Source organism: Caulobacter segnis, assembly GCF_019931575.1.
GTDB classification, from domain to species: domain Bacteria; phylum Pseudomonadota; class Alphaproteobacteria; order Caulobacterales; family Caulobacteraceae; genus Caulobacter; species Caulobacter segnis_C.
Genome location: NZ_CP082923.1, coordinates 3,965,040 through 3,978,484 on the forward strand (window position 1 = coordinate 3,965,040; position 13,445 = coordinate 3,978,484).

At 68.4% G+C, this 13,445-nt stretch carries 11 protein-coding genes; 7 read left to right on the forward strand and 4 right to left on the reverse strand.

All coding sequences use genetic code 11. The annotated features are described in order from the left end of the window. The first annotated feature begins 1 nt into the window (after position 1). Positions 2-409 carry a DUF1801 domain-containing protein gene (locus K8940_RS18260; protein ID WP_223391486.1) on the forward strand — a complete coding sequence of 136 codons (408 nt, stop codon included), beginning with the start codon at positions 2-4 and terminating at the stop codon, positions 407-409. 200 nt (positions 410-609) lie between these two features. Here K8940_RS18260 and K8940_RS18265 read toward each other — a convergent pair whose 3' ends face one another. Together K8940_RS18265 and K8940_RS18270 are read right to left on the reverse strand one after the other, a co-directional pair. Continuing rightward, positions 610-846, reverse strand: coding sequence for a helix-turn-helix domain-containing protein (locus K8940_RS18265; RefSeq protein WP_223391487.1), 237 nt, complete (start codon positions 844-846; stop codon positions 610-612). Then, the gene (locus tag K8940_RS18270) at positions 846-1,310 is read right to left on the reverse strand and encodes a DUF2975 domain-containing protein (protein ID WP_223391488.1); all 465 of its coding nucleotides are present in this window, start codon (positions 1,308-1,310) and stop codon (positions 846-848) included. Before K8940_RS18270 ends, K8940_RS18265 begins: the two co-directional genes overlap by 1 nt. A gap of 107 nt (positions 1,311-1,417) precedes the next feature. Here K8940_RS18270 and K8940_RS18275 point away from each other — a divergent pair, with 107 nt between their 5' ends. The 3 genes from K8940_RS18275 to K8940_RS18285 all read left to right on the forward strand — a co-directional run bounded on the left by K8940_RS18275 (position 1,418) and on the right by K8940_RS18285 (position 5,582). Beyond that, complete coding sequence (locus K8940_RS18275) at positions 1,418-2,359, forward strand: ABC transporter ATP-binding protein (protein ID WP_223391489.1); 942 nt, start codon at positions 1,418-1,420, stop codon at positions 2,357-2,359. Beyond that, complete coding sequence (locus K8940_RS18280) at positions 2,359-3,084, forward strand: ABC transporter permease (protein WP_223391490.1); 726 nt, start codon at positions 2,359-2,361, stop codon at positions 3,082-3,084. The genes K8940_RS18275 and K8940_RS18280 overlap by 1 nt, the downstream gene beginning before the upstream one ends. A 203-nt stretch (positions 3,085-3,287) precedes the next feature. After that, the gene (locus K8940_RS18285; RefSeq protein ID WP_223391491.1) at positions 3,288-5,582 is read left to right on the forward strand and encodes a TonB-dependent receptor; all 2,295 of its coding nucleotides are present in this window, start codon (positions 3,288-3,290) and stop codon (positions 5,580-5,582) included. 153 nt (positions 5,583-5,735) lie between these two features. On the opposite strand, the gene K8940_RS18290 is transcribed toward K8940_RS18285, so the two are convergent. Continuing rightward, positions 5,736-8,711, reverse strand: a complete 2,976-nt coding sequence (locus K8940_RS18290; RefSeq protein WP_223391492.1) for a TonB-dependent receptor plug domain-containing protein — start codon at positions 8,709-8,711, stop codon at positions 5,736-5,738. 671 nt (positions 8,712-9,382) lie between these two features. Here K8940_RS18290 and nadA point away from each other — a divergent pair. The 3 genes from nadA to nadC are packed head-to-tail and all read left to right on the forward strand — an operon-like array spanning position 9,383 to position 12,892. Continuing rightward, positions 9,383-10,471 (forward strand): quinolinate synthase NadA, encoded by a 1,089-nt coding sequence (gene nadA, locus K8940_RS18295; protein WP_223391493.1) that lies wholly within the window; start codon positions 9,383-9,385, stop codon positions 10,469-10,471. A gap of 43 nt (positions 10,472-10,514) precedes the next feature. Further along, positions 10,515-12,047, forward strand: a complete 1,533-nt coding sequence (locus K8940_RS18300) for an L-aspartate oxidase (RefSeq protein WP_223391494.1) — start codon at positions 10,515-10,517, stop codon at positions 12,045-12,047. After that, positions 12,044-12,892, forward strand: a complete 849-nt coding sequence (nadC, locus tag K8940_RS18305; RefSeq protein WP_223391495.1) for a carboxylating nicotinate-nucleotide diphosphorylase — start codon at positions 12,044-12,046, stop codon at positions 12,890-12,892. The genes K8940_RS18300 and nadC overlap by 4 nt, the downstream gene beginning before the upstream one ends. A gap of 126 nt (positions 12,893-13,018) precedes the next feature. Here nadC and K8940_RS18310 read toward each other — a convergent pair whose 3' ends face one another. After that, positions 13,019-13,435: an MAPEG family protein gene (locus K8940_RS18310; protein WP_223391496.1), complete on the reverse strand. Its 417-nt coding sequence runs from the start codon at positions 13,433-13,435 to the stop codon at positions 13,019-13,021. Positions 13,436-13,445: the final 10 nt, after the last annotated feature.

Below are 13,445 nucleotides of genomic sequence, written 5' to 3' on the forward strand. Positions count from 1 at the left end.
CATGAGCAAGATGAAGCCCGCGCCGGAAGGCGTTCCCGTCTCGGACCTGATCGACAACGCCATCGCCGAGCTGGGCGACTGGCGCGGCGAGATCCTGGCCCGCCTGCGCGCCCTAATCCTGGAGGCCGATCCCGACGTGGTCGAGGAGTGGAAGTGGGGCAAGCCGGTCTGGTCGCATGACGGCCTGATCTGCACCGGCGAGACCTACAAGGCCTACGTCAAGACGACGTTCGCGAAAGGCGCTGCGGTCCCCGACCCCAAGGGCCTGTTCAACTCCAGCCTGGACGGCAATGTCCGCCGGGCCATCGACTTCCGGCAAGGCGAGTCGATCGACGAGGCGGCCTTCAAGGCCCTGATCCGCGCCGCGGCGGCGGTCAACGCGGCGGGGAAGAAGAAAACCAAGGCCTGACGAGGCCGCCGGGCCGAGAGGCCCACGCCGCTAAATGCGCGCTCAGACGGAACCGTCGCGGCGAAACGGCGGTTTTCCAAGTCTCCCCTGGAAAAAGCCAGATGGGGAGCGCACCGGCCTCGTCGTCTGTCGTGAGGCGGCGTGGCCGTGCCGGCCGTACGGTGGGGGCCGGCGGCCGGGAGCGTCCGCTCGGCCCCGGCTCAATCCTCGTCCGGCGCGCTCAGGTCGGCGGGGTCGAAGTCGTAGTCCAGCAGGTCGCCCGGCCGGCACCCCAGGGCCGCGCACAGCCGCGCCAGGGTGCGGAAACGGATGCCCTTCACCTTGCCCGAGCGGAACAGCGACAGCTGGGTCTCGCTGAGTCCGACCTCGGCCGCCAGGTCGCGGGCCTTGAGGCCTTTCGCGACGATCAGGGCGTCCAGGGTGACGCGAACGGGCATCAGATCATCTCGTCGAGTTCGGCCTGCGCCGCCAGGGCCTGGTCCATCACCCGGCCCAGCAGGAACAGCGCGCCGCCGATCATCCCGAGGGTCATGCCGGCCACGTCGAACTGCACATAGCCGCCCGCGCCGTCGCCGACCAGCCGCTTCAGGCCGCCGACCACGAACACGCTGATCACGCCGCCCACGCCCAGCGAGATCCCGACCCTGCGAAGGACCGAGGGCAGAGCCGCCTGGATCAGGCGCCCCTTGGCGATCTGGCCCATGGCCCGGCCGATCGACCAGACGCCGAACAGATAGCAGATCGCCGGCAGGCTCCAGATGACGCCCGCCAGCTTGTAACCGCGCGGAAGAACCAGCGGGAGAAGGACGATGATCGCGCCGACACCGCCCACCATGATCATCGCCATCCAGCGGAACTGCGCGCACACGCGGTGAAAATACTGGGTGTCGTTCGCGCCCACGGCGGCCTCCGATCCTGTCTTGTCTTTAATCTTGACTTAAAGACGCGCTGCTCGCAACTTTATGTCTAACTTAAATTTCTCAGCCCTAGAGGACGAGCGTAGCGACCATGCCCGCCGCCATAGAGACCGAAGGCCTGACCCGACGCTTCGACGCTTTCCTGGCGGTCGACGGCGTGTCCATGACCGTGCCCGAACGGGCCGTGTACGGCTTCCTGGGCCGCAACGGCGCGGGCAAGACCACGACCCTGAAGATGGTGCTAGGCCTGTTGCGGCCGACCGCGGGCGCGGTGCGGATCCACGGCCTCGACGTCGCCCGCGAGCGGATCGCCGCGGCGCGCAAGATCGGGGCGCTGCTGGAGGCGCACGGCTTCTACGCCAACCTGACCGGGGCCCAGAACCTGTCCCTGACCGCGACCCTGCTGGGCGTTCCCGCGACCGAGGTCGACCGGGTGCTGGAGGTCGTCGAGATGCGCGCCGACGCCGGCCGCCGGGTCGGCGGCTATTCCCTGGGCATGCGGCAGCGCCTGGGCCTGGCCCGGGCCATGCTGGGCGCGCCGCCGGTGCTGGTGCTGGACGAGCCGACCAACGGCCTCGACCCCGACGGCATCGCCGACATGCGCGGCTTCCTCAAGCGCCTGCCCGAGCGCGCCGGCGCGACGGTGCTGCTGTCCAGCCACCTCCTGGGCGAGATCGAGCAGATCGCCAGCCATGTCGGCGTCGTCAGCGACGGCCGGCTGGTGCTGGAGGGCGAGCTGTCGCGGCTGAAGGCGGGGCTGGCGCCGGAGATTCTGCTGCGCACCGACGACGACCAGCGGGCGGCCGGCCTGCTGGCCCAGCACGCCCCCGCGCCGGTCGCGACCGAGGCCGGACTGGTGGTGGCGCTGCGCCCCGGCGCGGACCCCGACCAGGCGACGGCGGCGCTGAACCGCGCGCTGGTCCAGGCAGGCTTCGCGGTCTTCGCCATCGGCCCCCGCGCCCGCTCGCTCGAGGACATCTACCGCCAGGTCACGGTGTCCGATCAACGCCAGCCCCAGATCGAGGCCGCCTGATGCTCGCCGTCCTGTCCGTCGAACTGCGCAAGCTGAGCCGCTCATTGGCGCCCGTCCTGGTCCTGGCCGGGCCGGGGCTGGTCGCCCTCCTGACCTTCTTCATCGTGCTGAACGGCCGGCGCGCCACGCCGTGGGACCGGCTGATGGAAGGCGTCAGCGGCGTCTGGGCCGTCTTCCTGCTGCCGATGAGCGTGACCGCCCTGACCGCCCTCGTGGCGCAGATCGAGCATGGCCCGCGCGCCTGGGACCACCTGCGGGCCCTGCCCGTTCCCCGCTGGCGGCTCTACGCCGCCAAGGCGATCTGCGCGGTCGCCCTGGTCGTGATCATGACCGGCCTGACCCTGCTGCTGGGCTGGGCCTCGGCCGCGGCGGCCATCGCGCTGAAGCCCGCCGTCGCCCCGCCGGCCGCGCTCGACCTGTCCAAGCTGCTGCTGATCAACGGCAAAGTCGTGATCGCCGCCCTGCTGCTGATCGCTATCCAGCTGTGGACCGCCCTGCGCTTCTCCAGCTTCGTACCGGCCCTGGCCCTGGGCATCGGCGGGACGTTCTTCTCGGTCATGGCGACCCGGGCCAGGGCCGGGGTGTTCTCGCCCTGGCAGATGCCGTTCAACATGTTCTCGCCCGAGGCCTGGCGCGTCGACACGGCCCTGGCCCTGGGCGGCGGCCTGGGCGTCCTGGCCCTGGTCGCGGTCGTCCTGCACCTGGCCCGGCGCGAGGTGCTGTAGGGTCTGCCGCGCGACCTGAGGCGCGGCCGCCACAGGTCGCGCCCTTCCCGCTTCAAGTAAGTAAAAGTTTCACTGAACCGACATCGAAGCCGCCTATAGCGCGGACACGCGTGGGGGAGCGCCGGGACGAATCACGCCCGGCCCGCCAAGCCCCTGGCGCTTCACGAAGACGGCCGCCAACGGCCGCGATGAAAGGTTCTCTCATGCACACTTCCCGCAAGCTGGCCTACATGCTGGGCGCGGCCGCCATCGCCTTCGCCGGCGCCGCCCACGCCCAGCAGGCCGCCCCCGCCGACGCCGCCAGCGCCACGGCCCTGGACCAGATCGTCGTCACCGCCGAGCGCCGCTCGGAGAACCTGCAGAAGGTGCCGCTGTCGGTGGCCGCCGTCTCGGGCGACCAGCTGCGCGCCGTCACCGCCGACGGCGGCGACATCCTGGCCCTGTCGGGCAAGGTGCCCAGCTTCTATGCCGAGACCACCACGGGCCGGATCTTCCCGCGCTTCTACATCCGCGGCCTGGGCAATATCGACTTCTACCTCGGCGCCTCGCAGCCGGTGTCGATCATCCACGACGACGTCGTCATGGAGCACGTGGTTCTGAAGTCGAACCCGCTGTTCGACATCGGCCAGGTGGAAGTGCTGCGCGGCCCGCAGGGCTCGCTGTTCGGCCGCAACACCACCGCCGGCATCGTCAAGTTCGACACCATCAAGCCGAGCGAGGACTTCAAGGGCCGCTTCTCGGCCTCGTACGGCACCTACGGCACGACCACCTTCGACGGCGGCGTCGGCGGCCCGATCGCCGACGGCCTGATGTTCCGCGCCTCGGTGCTGTACCAGCACCGCGACGACTACGTGGACAACACCTATTCGGGCGCCAGCGCCGACGGCACCATGACGGCCAAGAAGAACGCCCTGGGCGGCTTCACCGAAAAGGACGCCCGCCTGCAGGTCCTGGCCAAGCCGAACGACAAGCTGTCGGTCCTGGCCTCGGCCCACGTCCGCAGCTACGAGGGCACCTCGACCCTGTTCCTGCGCGGCGCCTTGACCAAGGGTTCGAACGACACCAGCGCGCCGCGTGACAGCGTCGCCCTGGACGAGGCCAACTACAATCCGCAGGCCTACGACACCGAAGGCGCGTCGCTGCACGTCGACTACGACTTCGGCCCGGTCACCCTGACCTCGATCAGCGCCTACGAGCACACCGCCGGCTACAGCCGTGGCGACACCGACGGCGGCGCGGCGGCCAACTTCCCGGTCGGCGGCGTGCCGAACGGCTTTGGCCAGTCGATGGGCCAGGTCCGCGACCTGGACCAGATCACCCAGGAGATCCGCCTGGCCAGCAATGGCGAAGGCAAGCTGAAGTGGCAGGTCGGCGGCCTCTATTTCGACTCGCGCGACACCACCGACTTCTATCAGCGCGGCTATTTCCTGCTGCCGACCTCGGCCGGCTACAACCCCAACAACTGGGTGCGGCTGAACAACCTGAACACCTCGTGGGCGGTGTTCGGTCAGGTCAGCTACCAGCTGACCGACGCCCTGACGATCACGGGCGGCCTGCGTGACACCTATGACGCCAAGAAGACGGTCCTGAAGAAGACCTCGAACAACGCCGCCAACGTCTCGACCTATGCCGGCCGCCGCTATGTCCGCATGGCCGACGAGCAGGTCAGCTGGGACCTGTCGGCCAACTACCAGGTCAATCCGGACGTCAGCGTCTACGCCCGCGCGGCCAAGGGCTTCCGCGGTCCGACCATCCAGGGCCGCTCGGCGGTGTTCAACGCCGACTTCACCACGGCCGACAGCGAGACGATCGTGTCGTACGAAGCCGGCTTCAAGAGCTTCCTGCTCGACAACACCCTGCGCTTCAACGCCTCGGCCTTCACCTATGACGTCAGCGACATCCAGCTGAACGGCAACGACAGCAACGGCAACGGCGTGCTGTTCAACGCCGACAAGGCCAAGGCCTACGGCGTCGAGGCCGACCTGGAATGGCGTCCGGTCCAGAACCTGCTGCTGACGGCCGGCGCCAGCTACCTGCACAGCGAGATCAAGGACAAGCGCGTCTACGCCCAGGTCTGCGCGCTGAACGGCGTGGTGGTCTGCACGGTGGAAAACCCGACGATCAAGGTGGGGGCCAACACCTTCGCCCAGATCGACGGCCAGCCGCTGCCCAACGCCCCGAAGTACAACCTCAACTTCACGGCCCGCTACGACATCCCCGTCGGCGAGGCCGGTCGCTTCTTCGCGGCCACCGACTGGAACGTCCAGGGCTACACCAACTTCGTGCTCTACAGGACCAAGGAGTTCTACTCGAAGGGCAGCTTCGAGGGCGGCCTGAAGCTCGGCTACGAGAACCTCGACAAGGGCTACGAGGTCGCCCTGTTCGGCCGCAACATCACCAACGAGAAGAACCTCAAGGGCGTCATCGAGAACTACATGGCCGCCGTCTACAACGAGCCCCGCATCGTCGGCGTCTCGGTCAGCGCCAAGCTGAAGTAGCCCCTTCCTCCCCGGTCCTGGCCAATCCCCGGCCAGGACCACCCTTGCCTGGCCCCGGAGTGAAAGCTCCGGGGCTTTTCTTTGGGGCGCCCAAAAGGAAAGGGCCGGCTCCTTTCGGAACCGGCCCCGCAACGCACCCGAGGGTGAGCTGTCCTAGTACTGGAAGCGCACGCCCAGCTTGAACGTCCGGCCGATCAGGCCGGCGTAGTGGAAGGCGCTCAGGTAGTTCGGGTTCGAGGTGTAGGCGCCCGGCGCGACCGGGGCCTTCTCGTCGAACAGGTTGCCGACATTGCCGTAGACTTGGACCTGGTCGGTCACCTGGGCGGTGGCGTTCAGGTCGACGTTCACGAAGCTCTTGATGTGGCAGAACTTCTTGCCCATCGCCTCGTCGCCGTTGTTGTACAGGTTGCCCTTGGCGCAGCTGGTGTCCTCGTACACGTCGGCGGCGACCTGCTTGATCTTGCCGACATAGTAGGCCGTGGCCGACAGGGTGTACTTGTCGCCGAACGCCAGGGTGTTCTGCCAGTTGCCACGCCAGTTCGGCGTGCCGTTGCCGGCCGACAGACCGTTCGGACCCAGGGTGCCCGCGTACTTCTGCACCTTGCCGTCGGCGGTGTGCAGGTCGGACTTGAACACGTGGGTGACCTCGACGCGGCTGGTCCAGCGGATGTCGTCGGTGATCGGCGCCTTGACCGTGGCCGCGACGTCGATGCCCGAGGTGATCTGGTAGTTGGCGTTGACGAACGGGGCGTTGATGATCAGCACCCGCGGCAGGGCCGTCGGGAACTGCGGATCGATGCCGTCGACCAGGTTACACGAGTAGCCCGGACCGATGGCCGCGACCGCGGCGCAGCCGTCGGTCTGGTTCGTCTTGCTGTAGTAGGCCGCGCGGGCCTGGGCCAGCAGCGGACCGGCCACGATCAGGCCCGACTTCTTCACATTGTAGTAGTCGGCCGTCATGCTCAGCCAACGGGTCGGCTCGAAGATCACGCCGCTGGTGAAGCTGCGCGAGATTTCCGGCTTCAGGTCGGGGTTGCCGTTGTAGCCGCCGCCGATCGAGTACTGGCCGGCATAGGGGTTCTTGTTGCCGCCGGTGACCGTACCGCCGTGGGCGATCTGGAAGCTGGTCGGCGGGGTGTAGTTCGAGAAGCCGGCGTATTGCGAGCGGGCGCTGGCCTCGGCGAACGTCGGGGCGCGGAAGCCCTTGGCGTAGGTGCCGCGGAAGGCCAGTTGCTTCAGCGGCGTGTATTTCACGCCGAACTTCGGCGAGAAGTGGCCGTAGCCTTCCGAATAGTGGTCATAGCGACCCGAGACGTTCAGCTCGACCTTGTCCAGCACCGGCGCCAGCACTTCGAAGTAGCCGGCCGACACGGTGTGCTTGCCGAACGCCGACGAGGTGGTCAGGGTCCAGGTGTCCAGACGGGCGTTCTGGTTGTTGTTCTCCAGCTCTTCGCGACGGATCTGGCCGCCGACGGCCAGCTGCATGTCGCCGCCCGGCAGGGTCCACAGGCGCTTGGTGATCGAGCCTTCCAGCGCCATCAGCGACGAGTGCGACGGCGTGGTGATGTCCGGCGCGATGGACTGGCGAACCGCGGCGGTGTTCTGCTCGGGGTTCACGAAGTTGTACGAGCCGGTGTTGATGGCCTTCAGCGTGTTGGCGATGTTCAGGTAGCCGTGCTGGACCAGGCGCAGGTTGTCCTTGGCGCCGACAGCCTCGATCTTCCAGTTCCAGTCGTCGCCGAAGCTGCCGGTCAGGCCGGCGGTGCCGCGGATGACCTCGTTGCGGCGGTCGCTGCCGAACGGGATGTCGCCGAACACGTAGTAGATGCGCGCCGCGCCGTTGGTCGGATCGGCGGCGTAGGCGGCGGCGTACGGGTTGTTCGGGTTCAGGCGACGGTCAGCGGCCGTGGCGCAGTTCGTGCCCGACGAGCAGATCCACACCGGCAGCACCATGCCTGGATTGTTCGAGGCCAGGGTGGCGGGCGCGCCGAAGGGCTGACGCAGACGGGTGTTCTGGGGCTGGCCCTTGATGCTGACTTCGCTGCGCGAGAAGCTGCCGGTGGCGTAGGCCTCGATGTTCTCGTTCAGGCGCACGCTCAGGCGGCCGTTGACCGCGAAGCGCTTCTGCAGCGGCGCGATCTGGTTGTACTTGTCGGCCAGATTGTACTTGCAGCTGGTGCCTTGGGCCGCGCCGCTGGTGACGGTGAAGGTGCCGTCCGCGCAGTTCAGGTTCAGGGCCTGATACTGGTTGTTGATCGTGCCCACGCCCCCGGCCAGCGGGTTGTTCAGGTCGGTCTGGACGACGCGGGTGACGACGGCGGTCGGCGTACCCGTCGTCGGGATCATGCTGCTGTCGCCGGTGTTGTTGTCCACCCCGCCGATCGGCGTCAGGTCCAGGGTGTTGTACGGGAAGCCGCGGCTGTGGTTGGTGACCCGGCCGTCCTTCTGGTACTCGGCGTTGACATAGACGTTCCAGCCGCTCTCGGCGTAGTCGCCATAGCCCAGGGTCAGGTCGGCGCGCTTGTGCTCGGCGTCGCCGCGATCGCTCTCGCCGGCTTCCATGCTGCCGGCGACGCCGACGAAGGTCTTCTTCAGCTTCAGGTTCACCACGCCGCCGATGGCGTCGGCGCCGTACGACGACGAGGCGCCGTCCTTCAGCACTTCGATCTTGTCGATCAGGCTGAACGGGATCGAGTTCAGGTCGACATAGGCGTTATGGCCGTCGTCGTTGATCGGGAAGTTGGCCGAACGCAGGCCGTCGACCAACACCAGGGTCGAGGAGACGCCCAGGCCGCGCAGCGAGACGGCCGAGCCGCCGGCGCTGAAGCCGCCCTGGAAACCGGTCGGGATCGAGCCCGCGCCGTCGGCCGAGATCGAGCGGATGGCGTCGGCGGCGGTGCTGATGCCCGCGCGCTGCAGGTTTTCCGAGGTCAGCACGGTGACCGGCGACGGGGTCTCGGTGTCGGTGCGGCGGAACAGCGAACCGGTGACGACGATCTCTTCGACCTGCGTCTGTTCGGCGGCGGGTGTGGTCTGCGCCACGGCCTGGCTCGCCCCCAGCAGGGCCACGGCGGTTCCGCAGATCATGGAGGAAGCGAGCAGGCGCTCCCGGATGGACTTCGTATTCAAGTTTAACTCCCCAGCGTCTAGCGCGCGTAGACGGGCGCGCACGGCTCCGAACTCGTCGTTGAATTCGGCTGGCCGGGAGGTACGGATCGAAATGATCGCAGGTCAACGACCATTGCTACATCGAAACAAGTCGCAATCTTAGAGTCTCTTTAAAGTCACATGATTACACAAATGTAACGTCAATACTTTTAAGTTGCGGAAAAATATACAAGAAGACGAACTTGCCACCTTCGGTTAGACAAATCACTCAAATTCATCGAATTTCGATACCGCGAAAGCTTTTACAACACTTGTACAGAAATTACTGTACACGCCCGACAAGGCGACAACTGCACGAAGTTTTCGCGTATCCGGCGCTGTGGCGGAATTTTTCTTCCACATTGCCGATATGTAAGGATCAACTCTGGCGCCCTGCCGACTGATCTTGGCAACCGCTCGCCGCGCGCGTCCACGCATCCAACCCGTACGCGCTCGCGCCCTTTCCCTCGCGCCGAGAAATTGGCGCGCCGCTTTTAGAGAAGCCGGGTTTGCAATCCGCTGCTCAGGGTCTATATGTGACGGGTAGGTTATGCTCACTTTCAGCATAACCAGGACGCCGGCGGGTTTCTCGAAGAGGGCCGGCGTTTTTTGAGGCCCTGGAAATGCTCACTTTGAGCATAACGGAGGATCAGATGGCCGACGGGTTTGCCGCCCCGCTCGAATTCACCGCCCAGATCGAGGCGGAGACGGCGGGGATCTGGGACAAGGTCAAGCACCACGTCACCCCGATGGAGTGGCGGGCTCAGGCCCCGCTGATCGCCGAGATCAACCGCCTCAAGCGCGAGAAGAACGCCGCGATCCTGGCCCACAACTACATGACGCCGGACATCTTCCACGGCGTGGGCGACTTCGTGGGCGACAGCCTGGCCCTGGCCAAGGAGGCCGCCAAGAGCGACGCCAAGATCATCGTCCAGGCCGGCGTGCACTTCATGGCCGAGACCAGCAAGGTCCTCTCGCCCCAGAAGAAGATCCTGATCCCGGACCTCAAGGCCGGCTGCAGCCTGGCCTCGTCGATCACGGGCGCCGACGTGCGGCTGATCAAGCAGCGCTATCCGGGGATCCCGGTGGTCACCTACGTCAACACCACGGCCGACGTGAAGGCCGAGACCGACATCTGCTGCACCAGCGCCAACGCCGTGCAGGTCGTCGAGTGGGCTGCCAAGGAATGGGGGACCGACAAGGTCATCCTGATCCCCGACGAATATCTGGCCCGCAACGTCGCCCGCCAGACCGACGTCAAGATCATCGCCTGGGCCGGCCACTGCGAGGTGCACAAGCGCTTCACCGCCAGCGACATCGCCGACATGCGCGCGGCCTGGCCCGGCGCCGAGATCCTGGCCCACCCCGAGTGCCCGACCGAGATCCTGGAGGCCGCCGACTTCGCCGGTTCGACCGCGGCGATGAACGACTATGTGGCGGCCAGGAAGCCGGCCCAGGTGGTGCTGATCACCGAGTGCTCGATGGCCAGCAACGTCCAGGCCGAGAGCCCGGCGACCCAGTTCATCGGCCCCTGCAACATGTGCCCGCACATGAAGCGGATCACCCTGCAGAACATCCACGACGCCCTCGTTCACGAGCAGTTCGAGGTGACGGTCGACGCCGATGTCCTCGACCGCGCGCGCCTGGCCGTGCAGCGGATGATCGACCTGCCGCCGCCGGCCGTTCCGGCGCGGTACGACCTGGTCAAGGCGCGGCATCACGTGAATGTCGAGCTGATCTAAGCCTCTCGTCGCTTTCCTCCCCCCTCCCCTGGGAGTTGCTTCAGTGATCGAACGCGTGAACTTCGACGGCCCCGTCATCCTCGGCGCTGGTCTCGCCGGCCTCTCGGCGGCCCTCGCCGCCGGCAAGGCCCTCGTGCTGTCGCCGACGCCGCTGGCGACCGGCTGCTCCAGCGCCTGGGCGCAGGGCGGGATGGCGGCGGCGTTGTCGGGCGAGGACAGCCCCGCCCTGCACGCGGCCGACACCATCGCCGCCGGGGCGGGTCTCTGCGATCCGATCGCCGTCGACCTGCTGACCCGGGAAGGCCCGCAAGCCGTCCGCGACCTGGCCGCCCTGGGCGCGCCGTTCGACCGCAAGCCTTCCCTTGATGGAAAGAATGGCGGCGACTTCGTGCTCAGCCTGGAAGCCGCCCACGCCAAGGCTCGCGTCGCTCGCGTTGGCGGCGACGGGGCCGGCGCGGCGATCATGGCCGCCGTCATCGCGACAGTGCGCGCCACGCCGGGCATCGAGGTCCGTGAGAACGCCCGCGCCCGCCGCCTGCTGCAGGACGACACCGGCCGCGTGGTCGGGGTGCTGGCTCAGATCGACGACGACCTGGTCGAGATCCGCAGCCATAGCGTGATCCTGGCCACTGGCGGGGTCGGCGGCCTCTACGCCGTCACCACCACGCCGGCGCAGGTGCGCGGCGAGGGCCTGGGCCTGGCCGCCCTGGCCGGCGCCACGATCGCCGATCCTGAGTTCGTGCAGTTCCACCCCACGGCCATCGACATCGGCCGCGATCCCGCGCCCCTGGCCACCGAGGCCCTGCGCGGCGAGGGCGCGATCCTGCGCAATACCGACGGTCGCGCCTTCATGGCCGACTACCACCCGGCCAAGGAGCTGGCCCCGCGCGACGTGGTGGCCCGCGCCATCCACGCCGAGCGCGCCGCCGGCCGAGGCGCCCTTCTCGATGCGATCGAGGCGGTCGGCGACCATTTCCCGCACGAGTTCCCGGCCGTGTTCGAGGCCTGCCGCGGCGCGGGGATCGACCCGCGCCGCGAGATGATCCCGGTCGTCCCGGCCGTGCACTACCACATGGGCGGGGTCGCCACCGACCTCGACGGCCGCGCCAGCCTGCCGGGCCTCTACGCCGCCGGCGAGTGCGCCTCGACCGGCGTGCAGGGCGCCAACCGCCTGGCCTCCAACAGCCTGCTGGAAGCGGCCGTGTTCGGGGCCCGCGCCGGCCGCGCGGCGGCGGCCGAAGGGGCGACTGGCGGCGAGCCGGTCAGCCTGGCGCCCCTGCCCGACCTGCCAGACGCCACGCTGCAGGTGCTGCGCCGGGCCATGAGCCGCGACGCCGGGGTGATCCGCGACGAGGCCGGCCTGACCCGCCTGCTGGAGCAACTGAACGCCCTGGAGCCGGCCTATGGCCCCTGCCCGCCGCTGGTCGCCGCCCGCCTGATCGTCGAGGCGGCCCTGGCCCGCCAGGAAAGCCGGGGCGGCCACTATCGCAGCGACTTCCCCGCGACCGCCGCGCCGGTCCGCACCTTTGTGACCCTGGAGAGCGCGGACGTCGCCGTCCGCTACGCCGCCGAATGAGCATCACGCCCCTAGACGATCTGCTGGTGCGCCCCATCGTCGACCTGGCCCTGGCCGAGGACCTGGGCCGGGCCGGCGACATCACCGGCCAGGCCTGCATCGACCCGAACGCCCGACTGTCGGTGGTCTGGGCCAGCCGGCAGGATGGGAGGGTTTCCGGTCTTTCCTGCGCGCGCCTGTCCCTGGCCGCCCTGGACCCGACCGCCGCGTTCGAGGTGGTGACGCCCGACGGCGCCGACGCCGCGCCGGGCGCGATCCTGGCCCGCGCCGAGGGCGCCGCCCGCGCCATCCTGGCCGCCGAACGCACGGGCCTGAACCTGCTGGGCCGCCTGTCGGGCATCGCCACCCTGACGCGGGCCTATGTGCGCCTGGTGGCGGGCACCGGCGCGACCATCGTCGACACCCGCAAGACCACGCCAGGCCTGCGGGCGCTGGAGAAGTACGCCGTCCGCTGCGGCGGCGGGGTCAACCATCGCTTCGGCCTGGATGACGCCATCCTGATCAAGGACAACCACGTCGCCGCCTGCGGCGGGGTCGGCGAGGCTGTCCGCCGGGCGCGGGCCCATGCCGGGCACCTGGTCAAGGTCGAGGTCGAGGTCGACGGCCTGGACCAGCTGGACGAGGCCCTGAAGCACGGGCCCGACGTGGTGATGCTGGACAATTTCAGCCTCGACGACCTCAAGACCGCCGTGGCGCTGGCCAAGGGCCGCGCGGTGCTGGAGGCCTCGGGCGGGGTGAACCTGACCACCGTCCGCGCCATCGCCGAGACCGGCGTGGACGTGATCAGCATCGGCGCGCTGACCCATTCGGCCCCGGTGCTGGATATCGGGCTGGACGCGGTGTGAGCCTGAAATCTGCTCCCCCTCTGGGGGAGCTGTCGCGGAGCGACTGAGGGGGCAGCTCGGCGTATGCGGAGAAGCCCCCTCCGGCCCTCTGGGCCACCTCCCCCAGAGGGGGAGGAGATTTGCACGCTAGAACAGCCGCATCAGCTCCCGCACCACCATCGCCGCCAGCACGCCGGTGGAGATCGCGAACAGCAGGAAGCGAACGGCCACCAGGTTGATGCTGATCTGCAGCAGGCTGTGCAGCGCGCGGACGGCCACATAGGCCCAGGCCAGGTGGACGCCCGTCGCGTCAGCGTGGCCCGCGACCTGGATGGCCAGCGCCGCCGCGTAGAAGATCGTCGGCTGCTCCATCAGGTGGTTGTAGTTGTCGGCCGCCTGGCGGGCCGTGTCCGGCAGCTTGTCCAGCGAGCCCGGGAACCGCGCGTCCTGCGGCTTGATCCCCGCCTTCTGCATGGCCGGGATCCGCTGGACGTACATCCAGACCCAGATCAGCAGCGACCACCCCACGAGCGCCATCACCGGCGCGACCATCGACGTCTGCATCTTGGCTCCC

Excerpts from the sequence above, each read along its gene's own strand:
- nadC (WP_223391495.1), top strand. The coding sequence starts at position 12,044 with ATGAGCATCACGCCCCTAGACGATCTGCTGGTGCGCCCCATCGTCGAC.
- K8940_RS18285 (WP_223391491.1), top strand. The coding sequence starts at position 3,288 with ATGCACACTTCCCGCAAGCTGGCCTACATGCTGGGCGCGGCCGCCATC.
- K8940_RS18275 (WP_223391489.1), top strand. The coding sequence starts at position 1,418 with ATGCCCGCCGCCATAGAGACCGAAGGCCTGACCCGACGCTTCGACGCT.
- K8940_RS18310 (WP_223391496.1), bottom strand. The coding sequence starts at position 13,435 with ATGCAGACGTCGATGGTCGCGCCGGTGATGGCGCTCGTGGGGTGGTCG.
- K8940_RS18280 (WP_223391490.1), top strand. The coding sequence starts at position 2,359 with ATGCTCGCCGTCCTGTCCGTCGAACTGCGCAAGCTGAGCCGCTCATTG.
- K8940_RS18260 (WP_223391486.1), top strand. The coding sequence starts at position 2 with ATGAGCAAGATGAAGCCCGCGCCGGAAGGCGTTCCCGTCTCGGACCTG.
- nadA (WP_223391493.1), top strand. The coding sequence starts at position 9,383 with ATGGCCGACGGGTTTGCCGCCCCGCTCGAATTCACCGCCCAGATCGAG.
- K8940_RS18265 (WP_223391487.1), bottom strand. The coding sequence starts at position 846 with ATGCCCGTTCGCGTCACCCTGGACGCCCTGATCGTCGCGAAAGGCCTC.